Annotated in this window: 13 protein-coding genes; 6 read left to right on the top strand and 7 right to left on the bottom strand. The window is 68.3% G+C overall.

Going from position 1 to position 18,135, the window contains the following annotated elements; translation table 11 throughout:
• Window positions 1-30: 30 nt before the first annotated feature.
• Genes BLT71_RS10710 through BLT71_RS10690 form a run of 5 tightly spaced genes read left to right on the top strand, consistent with a single transcriptional unit; the run spans window position 31 to window position 6,512 of the window.
• A complete protein-coding gene (locus BLT71_RS10710; protein ID WP_091719962.1) occupies window positions 31-1,674 on the top strand; it encodes an ABC transporter substrate-binding protein in 1,644 nt (547 codons plus the stop codon).
• Window positions 1,671-2,624, top strand: a complete 954-nt coding sequence (locus tag BLT71_RS10705; RefSeq protein ID WP_091719959.1) for an ABC transporter permease — start codon at window positions 1,671-1,673, stop codon at window positions 2,622-2,624. Before BLT71_RS10710 ends, BLT71_RS10705 begins: the two co-directional genes overlap by 4 nt.
• On the top strand, window positions 2,621-3,472 hold the full coding sequence (locus BLT71_RS10700; RefSeq protein WP_091719958.1) for an ABC transporter permease: 852 nt from the start codon (window positions 2,621-2,623) through the stop codon (window positions 3,470-3,472). The genes BLT71_RS10705 and BLT71_RS10700 overlap by 4 nt, the downstream gene beginning before the upstream one ends.
• On the top strand, window positions 3,469-5,304 hold the full coding sequence (locus tag BLT71_RS10695; protein WP_091719955.1) for a dipeptide ABC transporter ATP-binding protein: 1,836 nt from the start codon (window positions 3,469-3,471) through the stop codon (window positions 5,302-5,304). Before BLT71_RS10700 ends, BLT71_RS10695 begins: the two co-directional genes overlap by 4 nt.
• Window positions 5,301-6,512: an aminotransferase-like domain-containing protein gene (locus BLT71_RS10690; protein WP_091719953.1), complete on the top strand. Its 1,212-nt coding sequence runs from the start codon at window positions 5,301-5,303 to the stop codon at window positions 6,510-6,512. Before BLT71_RS10695 ends, BLT71_RS10690 begins: the two co-directional genes overlap by 4 nt.
• 40 nt (window positions 6,513-6,552) lie before the next feature.
• On the opposite strand, the gene BLT71_RS10685 is transcribed toward BLT71_RS10690, so the two are convergent.
• The 3 genes from BLT71_RS10685 to BLT71_RS10675 all read right to left on the bottom strand — a co-directional run bounded on the left by BLT71_RS10685 (window position 6,553) and on the right by BLT71_RS10675 (window position 10,225).
• Window positions 6,553-7,500, bottom strand: coding sequence for a 5'-3' exonuclease (locus BLT71_RS10685; RefSeq protein ID WP_172829955.1), 948 nt, complete (start codon window positions 7,498-7,500; stop codon window positions 6,553-6,555).
• 66 nt (window positions 7,501-7,566) lie between these two features.
• The gene (gene ribA, locus BLT71_RS10680) at window positions 7,567-9,474 is read right to left on the bottom strand and encodes a GTP cyclohydrolase II RibA (protein ID WP_091719947.1); all 1,908 of its coding nucleotides are present in this window, start codon (window positions 9,472-9,474) and stop codon (window positions 7,567-7,569) included.
• 121 nt (window positions 9,475-9,595) lie between these two features.
• Window positions 9,596-10,225, bottom strand: a complete 630-nt coding sequence (locus tag BLT71_RS10675; protein ID WP_091719945.1) for a dihydrofolate reductase family protein — start codon at window positions 10,223-10,225, stop codon at window positions 9,596-9,598.
• A gap of 150 nt (window positions 10,226-10,375) precedes the next feature.
• Between BLT71_RS10675 and BLT71_RS10670 the strand changes: the two genes are divergently transcribed.
• Window positions 10,376-12,580, top strand: a complete 2,205-nt coding sequence (locus tag BLT71_RS10670; protein ID WP_231994261.1) for an amylo-alpha-1,6-glucosidase — start codon at window positions 10,376-10,378, stop codon at window positions 12,578-12,580.
• Between the two features lie 24 nt (window positions 12,581-12,604).
• Here the strand turns inward: BLT71_RS10670 and BLT71_RS10665 are convergent, their stop codons facing one another.
• From BLT71_RS10665 to BLT71_RS10650, 4 genes are all read right to left on the bottom strand, one after another.
• Complete coding sequence (locus BLT71_RS10665; protein WP_091719942.1) at window positions 12,605-14,605, bottom strand: vWA domain-containing protein; 2,001 nt, start codon at window positions 14,603-14,605, stop codon at window positions 12,605-12,607.
• 31 nt (window positions 14,606-14,636) lie between these two features.
• Window positions 14,637-16,025, bottom strand: coding sequence for a sigma 54-interacting transcriptional regulator (locus tag BLT71_RS10660; RefSeq protein WP_091719939.1), 1,389 nt, complete (start codon window positions 16,023-16,025; stop codon window positions 14,637-14,639).
• 139 nt (window positions 16,026-16,164) lie between these two features.
• Complete coding sequence (locus BLT71_RS10655; RefSeq protein WP_091719937.1) at window positions 16,165-17,211, bottom strand: NAD(P)-dependent alcohol dehydrogenase; 1,047 nt, start codon at window positions 17,209-17,211, stop codon at window positions 16,165-16,167.
• A 59-nt stretch (window positions 17,212-17,270) separates the two neighbouring features.
• Complete coding sequence (locus BLT71_RS10650; protein ID WP_091719934.1) at window positions 17,271-18,011, bottom strand: SDR family NAD(P)-dependent oxidoreductase; 741 nt, start codon at window positions 18,009-18,011, stop codon at window positions 17,271-17,273.
• Between the last annotated feature and the right edge of the window lie 124 nt (window positions 18,012-18,135).

Genomic DNA, 18,135 nt, shown 5'->3' with positions numbered 1-18,135 from the left:
GCTCCCACCACTTCCACCAGGAGAACTCCCATGACCCCCATCGAATTCAGCCGCCGCGTCTTCCTCGCCGGCATCAGCGCCATCGCCGGCTCCGCCGTCCTCACCGCATGCGGCGGCCCCGCGGCCACCAGCTCCTCCGACGCCGGCACGCCGGTTGACGGGGGCAACATCACCTTCCTCATCCAGGGCTACGACACCGGCTGGGTCTCGAGCAAGACGTCCATTTCCAGCTACGAGGGCAACCTCTGGGGCCAGATCACCGACAAGCTGGTCTACGTCGACGACAAGGGACAGCTCAGCCCCTGGGTCGCCGAGAGCTGGGAGGAACTCAACGGCGCCAAGGACTTCGTCCTGCACCTCAAGGACGGAGTGACCTTCTCCGACGGCACACCCCTGGACGCCGCTGCCGTCGTGGCCAACCTCAACGCCTGGGCCAAGGGCGCACCGGACCGCGGCGTCAGCAAAGTGGGCCTTTTCCCGTCCAGCAACTTCGTCAGCGCGGAGGCCGCGGACGCCAGGACGGTCAAGGTGTCCTTCTCCTCCCCCGCACTTGGCTTCATCGCCACGCTCGCCTACCACGGCTGCATCCTCCTGTCCCCCAAGACCCTCGCCCTGCCGGTGGACGCCCAGGCGGACCTGGCGCAGGAAATAGGCAGCGGCCCGTTCGTCCTCAAGTCCTGGAAACAGGGCGACTCCTACGTGCTCGAGAAGCGCAAGGATTACAACTGGGGTCCGGCCGCCCTGGGACACACGGGCCCGGCCCGGCTGGACACCATCACCTACAAGGTCATCAAGGACACGTCGGTGCGGACCTCCACGGTGGCTTCCGGCCAGGCGGAGGTGGCCTTCAACGTGGAACCGCAGGAAATCGACTCCCTCAAAGCGCAGGGCTTCACCGTGGGCACACCCAAGTACCTGGGCTTCGTGGACGGCTTCCAGGTCAACACCCAGGCCTTCCCCACCAACGATCCCAGCGTCCGCCAGGCCATCCAGCACGGCATCGACCGTGAGGAAATCCGCAAGACCGTGTACACGGAGGACTGGGACGCGGCCACCACCTTCATCCAGGGCAACGTCCCGGAGGCCGGCGATTACAGCAGTGCCTTCGCCTTCGACGCGGACAAAGCGAAGAAGCTGCTGGACGACGCCGGCTGGAAGCCCGGGCCCGACGGGTTCCGCGTGAAGGACGGCAAGGTCCTCGAATTCCCGCTCACGCCCAACCCGTACGTTCCCTCCACCAAGGCCGAGGACGAGCTCATCGCCCAGCAGCTGGAGCGCATCGGCATCAAGGTCAACCTCAAGGTGGTGGACGTGGCAGGTTACGCCGCCATCCAGGCCAGCCGCCCGCCGCTGTTCCAGACCTCCCGCAGCTTCGTTGACGTGGGAACGGTGGCCGGTGTGCTGACCAGCCAGAACAATGGTGAAAACTGGTTCAACCTGGGCACCAGCGACCAGAAACTCAATGACCTGTCCACTGCGATCGCCAGCGCTTCTGACCGGGAATCCCGCGAGAAGGTCGCCGGTGACCTGCAGCAGTACGTCCTGGAACAGGGCTACTTCATCCCCCTGAACCAGCTGGTACAGCGCCTGTACCTCATCTCGCCCGCGGTCAAGGGCGTCCAGTACAACGGCCTGGCATACGCCAACTTCTACACTGCCTGGGTGGCCAAGTGACCAGCGGCTATGGCCGCTTCGCCCTTGCCCGGGCCGGGCAGGCGGCCGTCGTCGTGCTCCTGGCCTATGTGCTGACGTTCCTGGTCATCAGCGTCCTTCCCGGCGACGCCATCACCAACTCGCTGCGCGACCCGCAGTCCGGCCTGAGCGAAGCCGACATCCAGCGGATCGTGCAGTACTACGGGCTGGACCAGCCGGTCCTCGTCCAGCTGGCGTTGTCGCTGGGCCGCTTCCTGACCGGCGAGCTGGGCTTCTCCCTGCAGTCCAACCTGCCGGTGGCCCAGATCGTGGGTGACGCACTGCCGTCAACGCTCACCCTGGCCACCACCGCCCTGGCCATCGCCGTGGTCTTCGCGGTCGTCATTGCCTACGGGGCGCACTACGCTCCGGCGAGGTGGGCCGGCCTCCTGCGCTCCATCCCGTCCTTCTTCCTGTCCGTGCCCAACTTCGTGATCGGCCTGGTCCTGATCGAGCTTTTCGCGTTCCGGCTGCACGCCTTCACCACCACCGACCCGAACAGCGCCACCGCAACCCTGTTCGCGGCCGTCACCCTCGCCATCCCGGTCTCCGCTCCACTTGCTGAAGTGCTGATCGCCAGCCTGGACCACGAATCCCGCCAGGAGTATGCACTTGTGGCCCGCTCCCGGGGCCTGGCCGAAGCGCAGCTGTTCGCCCGGCACCTGGTGAAGCCCTCGGCGCTGCCTTCGGTGGCCATGGTGGCCCTCATCGTGGGCGAACTGCTGGGCGGGTCCGTCATCACCGAGACCATCTTCGGCCGCGACGGCATCGGCACAGTGGTCCAAAAAGCCGTCACCGGCGAGGACCAGCCGGTCCTGCAGGCCGTGGTATCCCTTTCCGCGGTGGTCTTCGTGGCGGTCAACCTCGCCGCGGACCTCCTTACCCCGTTGCTGGACCCGAGGGTCAACGTCAGAGAGGCAGCAAACGCATGAGCGCGGACCTGAATTTCGCCCGTCTCCGCAGCGCCGGGACGGCAACGCTCCGCACCCGGGCCGCCATCCCGCCCACGGTGCTGTTGTCCTTCCTCGTGGTCCTGGTGGTGGTGTTGTGGTCGCTGCTGCCTTCACTGTTCACCGGGTTCAGCCCCGTGAACGGCGATACCGGCAGCAAACTCAACGCGCCCAGCCTGCAGCACTGGTTCGGCACCGACTACCTGGGCCGGGACCAGTACGCACGGGTGGTTTACGGAACAGCGTCCTCGGTCACCAGCGCCCTGGTTGCTGTGGCCATTGGCCTGCTGGTGGGCAGCGCAATCGGCCTTGCCAGCGGCTTCCGCGGCGGCTGGCTGGATGCCACCCTCGGCAGGTTCGTGGACGTGCTCCTGGCCATCCCCGGTTTCCTGCTGGCCGTGGTGATTGTCAGTTCGCTGGGCTTCCAGACCATCAACGCCGCGATCGCCACCGGGGTTTCCGCCGTGGCCGTCTTCGCCCGGCTCATGCGTGCGGAGGTCATCCGGGTCCGCCGCTCGGCGTTCGTGGAAGCGTCATATCTGGAGGGCGGCAACAGGCTCCAGGCCCTGCTGACCCACGTCCTGCCCAACGCCTACCGTTCGGTGCTGGTGCTGGCGGTGCTGCAGTTCGGAACGTCGATCCTGGTGATCGCATCCCTCGCCTTCCTGGGCTACGGCGATCCGCCCCCATCCTCGGACTGGGGCCTGCTGGTGGCCTCGGGCAAGACCTACGTCACCGCGCCGTGGCTGGTCTACGCCCCGGCCTTGGTGATCGTGGCCACGGTCCTGTCCATCAACCGCATCAGCCGGTGGCTTAGGAACAGCAAATGAGCGCCCCCAACCCCGGTGGTACCACCAGAGGAAAGGACACGACAGTGCCGGAAACCAAGGCATCCCCGTTGCTCAGCGTCGAGGGCCTGAGCGTCGCCTACGGCCGCCGGAAAGTGGTCCACGACGTCGGGTTCACCCTGGCCCGCGGCGGAAGCCTGGCCCTGATTGGCGAATCCGGGTCCGGGAAGTCCACCATCGCCAAGGCAGTGCTGCGGCTGCTGCAGCCCGCCGAAGCGACGGTGGGCGGCAGCGTACGGCTGGCCGGGACCGAAGTGCTGTCCCTGCCGGAGCGGCAGTTCCGCCCCCTGCGCGGCAAGCAGCTTGGGTTCATCCCGCAGGACCCCGGCTCGGCACTGAATCCGGTGCGCAGCATCGGCGCCCAGGCCCATGAGGCCGCCGTACTGACCGGCGAGCGGGACGCCGCCGCCCGCCGCCGGATCATCCTGGAGGTCTTTGACCAGGTGGGTCTGCCCGATCCTGTCCGCGTCTACGATTCCTATCCCCACCAGCTGTCCGGCGGGATGCTCCAGCGGGTGCTCATCGCCCTGACGGTGCTGCCTCGGCCGTCCCTGATCGTGGCGGACGAGCCGACCTCGGCCCTCGATGTCACGGTCCAGAAGCTCATCCTGGACCTGCTGGGCGACCTGCGGAAGGAGCTGGACATCGGCCTGCTGCTGATCACGCACGACCTCGCCATCGCGGCCGAACGCGCCGACACGCTGGTGGTGCTCAAGGACGGGGCAGTCCAGGAACAGGGCCCCTCGGCCCAGGTGTTCGCAGCCCCCCGCACGGACTACACGCGCAACCTGCAGGCCGATGTTCCGGCCCTCAATCCGGACCGGTACCGCAGCCAGCGCACCGGCGAGCCCCGGGACACGCTGCGGCGCACTTGGCAGGACAGCGCTTCACAGGACGCCGTTTCACAGGACGCCGTTTCACAGGCCGTCGCCACGCAGGACGGTACGACGGCGGACCTCACCACCGCGGACCGGCCGGCGCAGATCGCGGTCACGGATGTCACCAAGAGCTTCCGGACGCGCGGCAAGGAGGTGCGCGCCGTCGATGGAGTATCTTTCGCCGTCGAACGCGGCCGAACCCATGCCCTGGTGGGCGAATCCGGCTCCGGCAAGACCACAGCTGTCCGGCTGCTGCTCGGACTGGAACAGCCGGACAGCGGCACCATCACGGTGGGCGGCGACTCCACCGCCGGACTTACCCGGGCCGGCCTGCGCGATGTGCGCCGCCACCTGCAGCTGGTCTACCAGAACCCGTTTACGTCGCTGGACCCCACGTGGCGGGTGGGAAAGATCGTCCGGGAGCCCCTGGACCGGTTCGGGGTGGGCAGCACGGCTGACCGCGCTGACAGTGTGAGGGAGGCCCTCCAGTCCGTCGGCCTGCCGGACGACGCTGCGGACCGCCGTCCGGCCCAGCTCTCCGGCGGGCAACGGCAGCGCGTGGCCATCGCCCGCGCACTGGTGGTCCGTCCCGACGTCGTGGTCCTGGACGAGCCCACCTCGGCACTCGACGTCAGCGTGCAGGCCGGCATCCTCGAGCTGCTGGCCCGGCTCCAGCGGGACCTTGGGCTGACCTACGTGTTCGTCTCCCATGACCTTGCCCTGGTGCGGCAGGTGGCCGACACCGTGTCAGTGCTGCGCCGCGGCCAGGTGGTGGAGCACGGCACGGTGGACCAGGTCTTCGAGCGGCCGCAGCACCCCTACACACGGGCGCTCCTGGACGCCATCCCGGGCACCTCAGGACTGGCGCCGCCCGCACTGGCAGACACTCCCGCGGAACACAGCCGAATCCCGAAACTAGCAGAGGCAGCATTATGACTTTGACCCCCACCGCAACAGCCCGCCCGGAATCGCTGCGGAAGCCCGCCCTGATCGCCGGCTTCACCGCCCCCAAGGGGTTTGGTGATGCCACCCTGCGGGACAAGCGGGAGGACGCCATCGAGCTGCTGGGCGGCGTCCCGGACCCCGGCGTCCTTCCGGCGGCGGAGCTGGCCGCAGCCACGGCGAGGGTCCTTTCGAGGCCCGGGCTGCCCTCCCTGCAGTACTCCCGCACCGAAGGCATCTCACCCCTGCGCGAGTGGATCGCAGACCGCGAGGGCATGCCGGTCGAGCGGATCATCATCACCAACGGCGGATTCCATGGCCTGTCCCTCGGCATCCAGACCGTCGTGGAGCGCGGTGACCTCGTAGCCGTGGACAACCCGATCTTCCCGCTGTTCCTGCGCGGGCTGCAGCTCTCCGGAGCCCAGACCCTGCCTGTGACAGTCGGCGCCCACGGCATCGACGTGGACGAGCTGGAAAACAAACTGCGCCAGGGCGCCCGGCCCTCGGCCCTGTACACGGTGCCGGACTTCCACAACCCGTCCCAGGGCACACTCCCCGCCGAGGCCCGCAGCAGGCTGGCAGCACTGGCGGAGCATTACGGATTCGTGGTCCTGGCTGACAACCCCTACCGCGAGCTTTGGTATTCAGGCGGGCCGGAGAGCGTGGATGCCTTCAATCACTCGGACCACGTCATCCACATCAACACCTTCACCAAGACCCTGGGACCGGGCCTGCGGCTGGGCTGGCTCGTGGCACCGGAGCGCCTGCTGCCGGACCTCGTGGCGCTGCGGAGCCGCCAGGACTCGCACAGTTCCACCCTGGTGCAGGCGATGGTGGGCGAGGCGCTGACGGCGGACCCGGGCCTGTTCGATTCGACCCTTGGCCGGGCGCGCGAGCTGTACCGCACGCGGGCCGAGGCGCTGATCGCGGCACTTGAGCGGGAGGCGCCCGGGGCGTTCGACAGCGTGCTCCCTGGCGGCGGACTCTTCCTGTGGCCGCGGCTGCGCGACGCCGGCATCGATCCGGACCTCCTGGCGGCGGCGGCCAGTGCCGAAGGCGTCGAGTACCAGCGGGGTTCGTTCTTCGCTTCGGGGCCGGGCACCGGTTCGGACCGCCACCTGCGCTTTGCGTTCGGCGATGTTTCCGTGCCCCGGCTCGAGGAGGCTGCGGCCCGGCTGGGACGGGCGCTGAAGAGCCTCTGATCCCGGCCCGGCAGCAACCCGGGGTCTGTGCCTGCGCGGGTCAGCCCGGCTGCCCCCGGAGGTCCAGGGCATCCAGGAGCCGGCGGACGGATCCGCCGAGGTTCCAGTCGGTGGCGATACTTTCCAGTTCCGCCCGCCGGTCGCCGGCCACCGGTTCCAGCAGGGCGCCGGCCTCCTCCAGGGCGGGCAACTGCAGGTCCCGCACCAGGCGGACGACGGCGGGGGCTGCTTCGAGGTAGGCGGCCGCGGCGGACAGCCGCGCCCGGACGGGTCCGGACACGCCGCCGTCGGGCGTGTCCGCTGCCGCCAGGAGGGCATCCAGAGTGCCGTACTTGAGCAGCAGGGACGCCGCGGTCTTCTCACCGATGCCGGCAACGCCTGGCAGGCCGTCGGACGCGTCGCCGCGGAGGGTGGCGTAGTCGGCGTACTGCTGCGGCAGGACCTTGTACTTGGCCACGATGGTTTCCTCCGTGCAGACCTCCAGGTTCCGCATTCCGCGCGCCGTGTAGATCACCCGGACCTGCCGTTCGTCGTCGCAGACCTGGAAGAGGTCCCGGTCCCCGGTGACGACGTCCACGGGCATGGCCGCGTGCGCGGCGTAGGTGCCGATGACGTCGTCGGCCTCATGCTGCGCTGCCCCCACGATGGCGATGCCGGCAAGCTCCAGGGCATTCCGGATCATCGGCAACTGCGCCTCCAGGGCATCGGGCACCACTTCAACGTCGGTGCCGCCGGGCCTGGCCTCGGCCACCCGGTGCGCCTTGTAGGTGGGGACCAGGTCCACGCGCCACTGCGGCCGCCAGTCATCGTCCCAGCAGGCCACCAGGTGGGTGGCGTGGTAGTCCGTGGTGAGCCGGGCAATCATGTCCAGCAGGCCCCGGACCGCGTTGACCGGCGTTCCGTCGGCGCGCCGGATGGTGTCCGGGAGGCCGTAGAAGGCACGGAAGTACAGCGAGGCAGTGTCGAGCAGCATCAGGCGCTGGGGCATACCTGATCCTGCCACGGAACCACCCGAAATGGTGGCAGCGGCAAGATACCGCCGCCACCCGGTGCCCTAGAAGGACGGGGCGGTGAAGCCCAGCCCCAGCAACCCCCGGCCGGCCTGTTCCAGGATGGGATCAATGCCCAGGGTGGGATGGTTCAGCAGCACACCAACGTCGCGCTGGATGCGCTGCAGGGGGTGGCCCAGCCGGTGGGCGCTGCCGCCCGAACCGGCGAGGACCACCCGGACGGCTTCCTGCGCTGCCTGGGCACTCAGGGCGAGCAAGAGCCGGAACGCGGCCCTCTCCCCCTCCGGCAGGCCTGGCGCCTGCAGGCTCTCGGACACCTGCTGCACCGAGGCCGCCACGGCGGAGAGCCCTGCCTCCCAGTGCTGTTGCGCCGAGGCCAGCAGTCCCGCGGCCCGGGCGTAGCGTGCCTGCGCCAGCGGAGAATCGGCCGGGCGGATTTCGACGCCGTTCTTGACCTTCGGCGCGAGCAGCTGCTCACGGAACAGTTCCACCGCATATTCGGCCGAACCCAGTGCCGCCGCCGGAGCCACCAAGTTCAGCAGTGTGGCCATCGGAGTGTGGATCAGGGGCTCGGAATGGATCAGGCTGCCGGGGTTGTCCGCCGCGCTGAGAAGTGCCCAGTCCATCACCCGGTATTCCGGAACGAACAGATCCGCGGCGCGCAGGTCGTTGCTGCCGGTGCCGCGGAGCCCGTCCGTGTGCCAGGCATCAACCAGTTCCAGGTCGGCGAGGGGAACCAGTGCCTGCAGCCGCTGGCCGTCCTGCTGGACGGCCAGCAGCGCCCACTCCGAATGCATGATGCCGGAGGCGAAGCTCCAATGGCCCGAGACCGCGTAGCCGCCGGGCACCTTCCGGGCAGCACCGACGGGTGCGCTGGTCGCGGCCGCGAGCGGCATCCCGCCACCGGCGAAGACCTCTTCCTGCACCCGCTTCGGCCAGCGGGCCAGCATCCAGGCATGCTCAGCGAGATGGCCTGCGGTCCAGGCCGTGGAGGCGCATCCCCGGGCCAGGCGGCGGACTGCCTCGCCATACGTTTCCGCGCCCAGTCCATAGCCGCCCACCGCGGCAGGTGCCAGGATCCTGAAGACCCCGGCGGCTTCAAGGCTGTCAACCGTGGCTTCCGGGAGGCGGCGCAGCCCCTCGGTTTCTTCGGCCGCCGCCCGAAGGGCGGGCACCAAAGCCGCCACACGGTCGAGCATTTCCTCGTGGCCGGGCACCTCGCCGGCACCCTTCGCCATGCTGGGTACGACGGCGGGTTCGGCACCTGGGCCGCGGCCCGGTCCAACGCGCGGGTCAAGATCCAGGTCCAGGGTATGGGCGGTACGGTCACGTTTGGCGGCCAGGTAGCGGCTGTTCGCGGCGGACAGGTGGACACCCGTGGGAACCTTTTCGCCGACGCCAATGCCAAAAGCGGTCAGCTGCCGGGCTTTGTCCGGGTTGTTGCTCAGGAGCCGGATGCTGGTGGCGCCGAGTGCCTCGAGCATTTGTGCTGCGGCGGAGTAGTCCCGCTCGTCCTCACCGTGGCCCAGCGCGAGGTTGGCATCGTAGGTATCAAGGCCCTTGTCCTGCAGGGCGTAGGCATCGAGCTTCGAGTACAGGCCGATACCGCGGCCTTCCTGCCGGAGATAGAGGAGGAAGCCGCCGGCGCCCGTGATGGTTTCGGCAGCTTCCCGCAGCTGCGGGCCGCAGTCGCAGCGCTCGCTGCCAAACACATCGCCGGTCATGCATTCGCTGTGGAGGCGGACCATCGGTTCCCCGCTGAGAAGAGCCTGCTCCCAGGGCCCAAGAGCCAGCAGCAGGTGTTCCTTGCCGTCCGCCAGGCCGTGGAAGGTGAGGATCTCCGCCGTCGTGGAATACCCGTCCGGGAAACGAAGCGGGACGGTGACGCGGCTGCGGACGGTGGCCGCGGGGAGGGCGGCGTGCGGCAGCGGGGCATGGGCAACAGCAGTCATGGGGGTCCTCGGCTATCGGAAAGGGAAATACTTGAAGCTTGAACTAAATCCTACGTCCCGTTAGTTCAATGTTCAAGCATTTGCGTCTTCCGGTGACACTCTTTCCTGCAGCGTGCTCCAGTCACCTGCTGCCGGGCGGGCGGGTGAGCACCGTGGGAACGTACTCCAGCAACTGCAGCCGCCCGTCAAAGGTCCTGCTCTGCGCCATCTCCAGCATCACGTCCGGATAACCGTCGTAGATCCTTTCCCGGCCGGTGGCGCCGGTGATTACCGGGAAGACAACCAGCCGGAAACGGTCCACCAGGCCCGCGGCCAGCAATGACCGGGTCAGCTTCAGGCTGCCGAGGGTGCTCAGCGGTCCTGTTGCGGTCCGCTTCAACTCACGGACTGCCTCCACGGCGTCCCCGGTGACCAGGGTGGAGTTCGGCCAGTCCAGGGGCGCCTGCAATGTGGACGAGAACACTATCTTGGGCACGGCGGCCAGGCCGGTGAGGCTGGCGCCCTCCTCCGCGGAGAACCCGGTGCGGTCGGCCGCTGCCTGGGCAGACATTCCGTACATCAGCCGGTACGTATTGGCCCCCAGCAGGAAGGTGTAGTTCTTTGCCGCCTCTTCGTCCAGCCAGGCCAGGTACTCCGGCCCTTCCAGTCCCCACCAGCCGGGCCACCCCTCGGCGGAGGCATACCCGTCCAGCGAGATGATGAGGTCCACCATCAGGGTTGCTGGTGACGTTTCAGCAGGTGTGGCGCCCATGGCCGGCTCCTTGGACTGATCGGCGTGGATGTGGCCGCCATGTTATGCCCGGAGGGGCGCCGGTTCAAGGGTCCGCCCCTTTTGCCGGCCCTGCGCGAGGCGTAGCGTCTATTCCGCCGGGAGACCGTCGTCGCCGTCAAAGGAGCGGACATGGCTGGATGGAACGCAGACACAGCGGCGGGGCCCGTGGGGGCGGGGACCGTCACCCTGGTGGAGGGCTCATCATTCTGCATCTCCGCCGCCAACGGCGATATCCGCCCGGAGCTTCCGCACGGGGTGTTCCACGAAGATACCCGCATCCTTTCCGGGTGGACCCTGGCGGTGAACGGGCTGCCCCTCGAGCCGCTGACGGCAGAAACCAAGGAACCCTACCGGGCGCTGTTCATAGGCCGCGTTCCCCGGGCGGACGGGTACGCGGACAGCCCCCTGATCGTGGAGCGGCTGCGGGAAGCGGCCGCCGGGATGGTCGAGGAGGTGACCGTCCGGAACTACTCATCCGAGCCTGTCCCCTGCCTCGTGACGTTCAGCGTTGATGCGGACTTTGCCGACCTCTTTGAGGTGAAGGAGGCCAGGGTCCAGCGGCGGTGGCAGGAGGCACGCGGGGCCGACGGCGATTCCCTCATCATCAGCGCCGCCTGGCAGGACCTCCGGAAGGCGGTCCTGGTGCGGGGCCGCGGCGGGGTTGCCGCCGCGGGCGGGTTGACCTACAAGGCCGTGGTCCCCGGACATGGCCTGTGGACCGCCCGGCTAAGTGTCGCCCCCACCGGCAGGCAGGACATCCGGCGGCCGGCCGGACACGGACCGTCGCCGAGCGACCTCCGGCATCAGGAATGGGTATCGCGGATCCCCAGGCTGCAGATGACCAACCGGTCCATCGAACGGACCCTCCGGCGCAGCTATGACGATCTCGGCGCACTTCGGATCACGGACCCTGCCCATCCGGAACGGATCGTGGTGGCAGCCGGAGCGCCCTGGTTCATGACCCTGTTCGGGCGCGACTCCCTGTGGGCATCGGAAATGGCCCTGCCCGTGGACCCGTCGCTGGCGCTGGGCACGCTGCAGACCTTGGCCGACCGCCAGGGCAAGGTGGTGGACCCCATGAGTGAGGAGGAGCCCGGCAAGATCCTCCACGAGGTGCGGTTGGGAGTCTCGTCAGGCTTGGCGCTGGGCGGCAAGTCCGTGTACTACGGCAGCGTGGATGCCACCCCGCAGTTCGTGATGACCCTGGCGTCGGTGAGCCGTTGGGGTTTCGGCAGGGACAGCATCGCCGCGCTCCTGCCCAACGCCGATCGCGCCCTGGACTGGGTCCGAAACTATGGCGACAAGGACGGCGACGGCTTCGTGGAGTACTCGCGCCTCAATGACCAGGGCCTCCTCAACCAGGGCTGGAAGGACTCGTGGGACGGCATCAATTTTGCCGGCGGAACGTTGGCCGAACCACCCATCGCGCTGTGCGAGGTACAGGCGCTGGTGTACTCCGCGCTGCTGTCCCGGGCGTGGATGGCGTACGACGCCGGGGACGCACCGCTGGCTGCCCGGCTCACCGATGAGGCGGCCCAGCTCAAGAAGAGGTTCAACGAGGAATTCTGGCTGCCGGACCGCGGGTACTTTGCGATCGCCCTGGACGGCCGCAAACGGCCGGTGGACTCGTGTGCCTCCAATATGGGGCAGTGCCTGTGGCACGGGATCGTTGATGATGACAAGGTGCCGATGGTGGCGGAACGGCTCATGTCACCGGAGATGTTCAGCGGCTGGGGCGTCCGGACCCTGGCTTCCGACATGGGCGCCTACAATCCGGCCAGCTACCACAATGGGTCAGTCTGGCCGCACGACAATGCCATCATCGCGGCCGGCCTGATGCGCTACGGCTTCGTGGAGGAGGCCCAGCGGATCGCCACAGCCTTGCTTGAAGCGGCAGAGTTTTCCGGCGGCCGGTTGCCGGAGTTGTTTTGCGGCTTCAGCCGGGAGCAGGTGGCCGAGCCGGTTCCGTACCCCACCGCCTGTTCGCCGCAGGCCTGGGCGGCCACCACTCCGATCATGCTGATCACCAGCCTGATGCGGTACGACGCCCACGTGTCCCGCGGCGGCTTCTGGATGGACCCGGCCCTGCCCGAATCCTATGGAAACCTGCACATCACCAACGCGCCACTGGCCGGCGGCCGGATCACGATCGACATCACAGGCTCCGAACCCACCGTCCAGGGCTTGCCGGAGGGCCTCACGTTCCACCGCGAGCACCGCCCCTGGCTGACCGAACTCATTTCGGAGGCAGGCCTGGATACCCCTGCCGCCGGGGACGGCAGGCCTACAAACAGCAAGGCTCCAAACGGCAAGGCCCCGAACAGCGGGCACTAGCCGGCCGCGAGCGTCAGGTCCGGGCTAGAGGGCCCAGTCGGTGTCGCTGTAGGAGCTGCGGACGTGGGCGCGCAGGTACTCCCCCACCACTGCGGCGCCCAGGCCGCCGACGTCCGGCGCCACCACCCGCGCGTCGATCCGGCGGGCCATCCGCTGCACAAAGCGTTCCAGCCCCGGGTCGTCACCGAGCCGGAAGAACGTGGCCTGCACGCCGGAGCGCCCCAGCCGGTCCAGCTCGGCGACTGTGACGCGGATGGTTTCGGTGTCCGGCGGCCAGTTGAACCATGAGTCGCCGTCCGGAAGCAGGTGTGCCGTCGGCTCGCCGTCGGTCACCACCAGCAGGACGTGCTGCATGGACGGGTGCCGGCGGAAGAAGCGCCCGGCCAGCAGCAGCCCGTGGTGCAGGTTGGTCCCCTGCTCCCGGAGTGCCGGCAGTGCAGTAAGTTCACCGATGTCCATGGACTGCGCATAGCGGCCGAACGTGACCAGCTGCAGCCGGTCGCCGCGGAACCGGGTGGAGATCAGGTGGTGCAGTGCCAGGGCCGTCCGTTTCATCGGCACCCACCGCCCCTCGGCGGCCATGGAGAAGGACACGTCAACCAGGAGCACCACGGCGGCCTGGCTGCGGGCTTCTGTTTCGGCCACCTCGATGTCTTCCGGGGTGAGCCGGAGTTCCCGGGCCGGGTTCCCGCCGTCGGACATGGTGCGCTGGATCGCGTTGGTCATGGTGCGGGTGACGTCCCAGGGTTCGGCATCCCCGAACTCCCAGGGACGGCTGGAACCGGTCTGCTCTCCGGCCGCTCCGGCCAGTCGGGTGTCCCGCTGCCCCTGCCGCCCGGACAGCTGCCGTGCGGTGTCCTGCAGCAGGGACTTGCCGAGCCGCCGCACAGCCTGTGGGGACAGGCGGAGGTCGCCATCGGGCCCCCGGCGCAGGTAGCCGCCGTCCTCCATGGCACGCTCGATCTCGGCCAGGGTGCGGGCGCTGACGGCGGCGTCCGGCCCCAGCTGGCGGGTGAGGGAGTCGAGGTCAAGGTCGTCCAGGCGTGAGCCGTTGTAGGACTGCGACAGCTGTTCCGACAGTCCGTCCAGCTCCGCCAGGTCCTGCAGGACTCCAGTGCCATCCCCCAGGCCCAGGCCTTCCTGCCCGTCGAAGGCCTCCGAACCATTCCAGTCTTCGCCGGGCCGCAGCGCCTGGAGGTTTCCGTCGAGTTCGTTGAGCTGGTCCATCAGGCCGGCCGAGCCGAAGGCCTGGGCGGAGAGGCGCATCAGCTCTTCGCGCTGCTCCGGCGACATGGACTGCAGGAGCCGCTGTGCGGCGGCGGACCGTTTGGCCAGCGCGTCCACCAGCTCTTCGACCGACTGCGGGTTTTCGGGAAAGTGCTGCCCGTGCTTTGCCATGAACTCCTGGAAGTCCGCCGCGGTGTCCTCGCCCCGGCGGTGCTTGCCCAGGAGTCCGTTCAGGGCGCGGAGCATGTCGCTGACGGCTTCGCGGTCCTCGTCTGTGGCGTTCTCCAGGGCCTGCTTCATGCCGGCGAACCGCTGGTCCAGGACTTCGCGTCCCAGGAGGTCCTTGATGCGTTTGTACGCTTCCCTGGCGGTGCCCGACTGCCAGTCGTAGGAGGCAAGTTCGTTGACGGCCGCTGCCGTGGACGGCGGCAGGTTCTGCAGTTGCATCTCCCGGATGGCGCGGTCGGTGTTGTCCATCATGGCGTCCCTGGCCAGCTGCTTGCGCTCCTCCAGGACGGCAGTGTCCAGCAGTTTGCGCACCTCATCGAGCGTACCGTCCAGCCGGTGCCGGTTCAGCAGGTCCCTGCGTCGTTCCTGCACGCGGCGGGCCAGGGTGTCCAGGCCGTCCCGGTCCCGGCCGCCGCGCCGGAGGAACTCCTGCAGGGCATGGCGGGGCGAGTAGCCGTCCATTACGTCCTCGGCCACGGCGTCGAGTGCCTCGGCCAGGTCAACCGGCGGTGCCAGCGGGTCCGGGCCACCGGCGTACCGGCCGTACCGTGACCTGTCGTGAAGGGTCATGCTGCCTCCTGTTGTGGCTGCAGGCCTGGTGTCAGCCGTAGACCGTTTCGTCGTCGTCGGCCTCTTTGGAGATCCGCCGGCCGAGGTACAGCCCTTCGAGGGCCAGTTCGACGGCGGCGGCGCGCTGTCCGTCGTTCTGCGCACCCATTCGCTTGCCAATCAGGTCGTACAACCCTGATCCGTTCAGCGAGGGGAGGTTGCCCAGGAACTCCTTCGCCGTCACTTGGCCGCCGGTGGTGACGGTCCTGTGGCCGTCGAGCGCGGCCACGAGCGGCCCCATGTCGATGCCTTGGAAGTGGGCCCTGACGGCTTCTGCGGTGGCGGTGCGCAGGAGGTGGTCAAGGATGCCCTGTTCGCGGCCTTCCTCCCCGGATTCAAATTCCAGCTTGCCGCTGAGGACTTCCACGGCCGGTTCCAGGTCGATGATGCGGGCCACGGCCTGGTCCTCACCGCGGAGGCTGGCCCTGCGCAGGGCCGCGGCTGCCACAGTCTCCGCGCCGGCGATGGCGAAGCGTGCGGAGACTCCGGACGTCTGGTTGATGGCTGGTGAATGCCGCAGTGCACGCGTGTACCTGGCGAGGATCTCCAGGATGACGGCCGGTACGTCCGCCACGAGCCGCCCCTCCTGCCGGATGACGGCAACCTCATCCTCCAGTTCGATGGGGTAATGGGTGCGGATCTCGGCTCCGAAGCGGTCCTTCAGCGGGGTGATGATCCGGCCGCGGTTGGTGTAGTCCTCGGGGTTCGCCGATGCCACCACCAGGACGTCCAGCGGCAGCCGCAGCACGTAGCCGCGGATCTGGATGTCCCGTTCCTCCATCACGTTGAGCATGGCCACCTGGATCCGCTCGGCAAGGTCCGGAAGTTCGTTGATGGCGATGATGCCGCGGTTGGAGCGCGGAATCAGTCCGTAGTGGATGGTTTCGGGGTCGCCCAGGCGGCGGCCCTCGGCCACCCGCATGGGGTCCACGTCGCCGATGAGGTCCGCCACGGAGGTGTCCGGGGTGGCGAGCTTCTCCACGTACCGCTCCGAGCGGTGCCGCCAGGCGACCCGCAGCCTGTCCCCCTCCGAGTCGGCAAGGGCCCGCGAGGCTTCCGTGATCGGTTCATAGGGGTGTTCGTTCAGCTCTGAGCCGTCGATGACAGGTGACCATTCGTCGAGCAGTCCGGCCAGCGTGCGCAGCACGCGGGTCTTGCCCTGGCCCCGTTCGCCCAGCAGCACCAGGTCATGCCCGGCGATCAGCGCCCGCTCCAGTTGGGGCAGGACGGTTCGGCCAAACCCGTAAAGCCCGGGCCAGGGATCCCGCCCGTCCGCGAGCGCGGCCAGCAGGTTGTCTCGGATTTCGTGGCGCAGGTCCTTGAGGACATGACCCGCGGCACGCAGTTCGCCAACAGTGGAGATTTCGGGACGGTCAGTCACCCCTCTACGGTAATCCCCGTCCTCCCCCTAATCGAGGGATTCAACCATATTCCCGGCCAGGTACGCGCTTCGGCGGGTGCTCCCGCTGGCCTTCTGGTCTGTAAGCGGTGGCCGGACCGTTCAGCCCGGCCACCACGTCCTAGGCCTGGTGCGGAACCACCACGGCGCGGGCACTCAGCTGCCCGTCCGCCAGCTTCCGGTATGCGGTGAGTCCGTCATCCAGGGAAAAGGTTTCGATTTCCGGGATGATCTGCCCCGCCCGGTACATGTCCACCACTTCGTGGAGTTCCTCGATGGTTCCCCAATAGGTGTTGGTGATGGTGGACTCATAGGGGGTGTTGAAGAACGTCCATTCGTGTACGCCGCCGGCAATCCCGACGACGGTCAGCCGCCCGCCCACCGCCATCGAACCGGTGGCGGTGGCGATCGTCGGAGTAACACCGACGAAGTCGAAGGCGGCGTCCACGCCGCGGCCGCCGGTGATTTCCCGGATCCGTGCCACCTGGTCCGGGCCGCCGGGAACCGTGATGGCCCCTGCCGCTTCCGCCTTGGCCATCGCCTCGGGCTTCATGTCCGTGGCAATGACGGTGGCTCCGGTCAGGGCCTTGAGGATCTGGACGGCGATCTGTCCCAGGCCACCTAGCCCCACCACCAGCGCATAGCGTCCGCCGCCGTTCAGGTGCGGCAGTGCTGTCTTGATGGCGTGGTACGGAGTCAGGGCGGCGTCGGCCAGCGGTGCCGCCGCGATGGGATCCGCATCGCCGAGCGGGATCAGGTTGCGGACGGGGACCGTGACGTACTCAGCCATGCCGCCGTCGCGGCCCAGGCCGATACCCAGGTAAGGGTTGGTTGCGGCGTTCTCGCAGTAGGTGTCCTGGCCGCGGGAACAGGCCTTGCAGTGGCCGCAGCCGATGGGACCGTAGACCAGGTAGGCGGCACCCACCTCAATGCCGCCCACTCCCGCGCCCAATTCCTCCACCCACCCCGAGTTCTCGTGGCCCAGCACGAAGCCCTTGGTCATGTTCCCGGGAACTTCGGCCGTGAAGTCCTCGAAGATGCTGACGTCAGAGTGGCAGGCTCCGGCACCGGCCACCTTCAGCAGCACCTCGCCTGGACCGGGGGTGGGCCGGTCCACGTCCTCGAGTGCGGGAAACTGCTGCCATTCCTTGAATACGATCGCGCGCATGCGATGCCCTTCCTGTTTCTGCTGCATGGTGTTTGGTTGGATGCCCGGAGGCGGTCCGGTCAGCGGGCGGTGTAGCCGCCGTCGACCACCAGTTCGGACCCGGTCATGAACGCGGCGTCGTCGCTGGCGGCGAAGAGAATGACGGCGGCAACGTCCTCGGGACGGCCCAGCCGGGCCATGGGCGTGGTGTCCGTCAGGAGCTTCCGGTCCGTGTCACCGAGGATCGGGGTGTCGATGAAGCCGGGGTGGACGGAGTTCACGCGGATTCCCTGGGTGGCCCAGCCGAGTGCGGTGTTCTTGGTCAGGGTGCGAACGGCGCCCTTGGCCGCCGCGTAAGCGGGAGAGGTTCCGAAGCCACCCACGATGCCGAACATGGAGGACACGTTGACCACGGCACCGTTGCCGGACGCCTTCAGGGCTTCCGCTGCGGCCTTTTCGCCGAGGAATACGCTGGTCTGCGTCACGGCCACCACCTTGGCATACGTCTCAAGGCTGGTGTCTTCGATGGCCTGGTTGTCGCCGATGCCCGCGTTGTTGACCAGTACGTCGAGCCTGCCGAATTCCTCAAGGGCGAAAGCTACGACGCCCGCCCAGCCGGACTCGCTGGTCACGTCCAGGTGGAAGGCCCGCGCGTGCCCGCCGGCGGCGCCGATCTCTGCGGCCACCTGGGCGGCCAGTTCGTCCTGGATGTCCGCAACCACCACGGACCCGCCTTCGCCGGCAAAGCGGACGGCAGTTGCCCGGCCGATGCCGCTGGCTCCTCCGGTGATGATGGCGACTCGTCCGTCAAAACGGGACATGGGTGCTTCCTTTCCACAGCGGGCCGAGTTGTCAACGAAGCGGCCCAAGTCATTTATCCGACATTTGTTGGATAGTTAGAACGGTACGCTCGACGTGGCGGTTTATCCACCGCCGGCGGCCAAG

Origin of the sequence: Pseudarthrobacter equi (assembly GCF_900105535.1) — a bacterium.
GTDB classification, from domain to species: Bacteria; Actinomycetota; Actinomycetes; order Actinomycetales; family Micrococcaceae; genus Arthrobacter; species Arthrobacter equi.
This window is presented reverse-complemented; position numbering and strand designations above follow the sequence as displayed.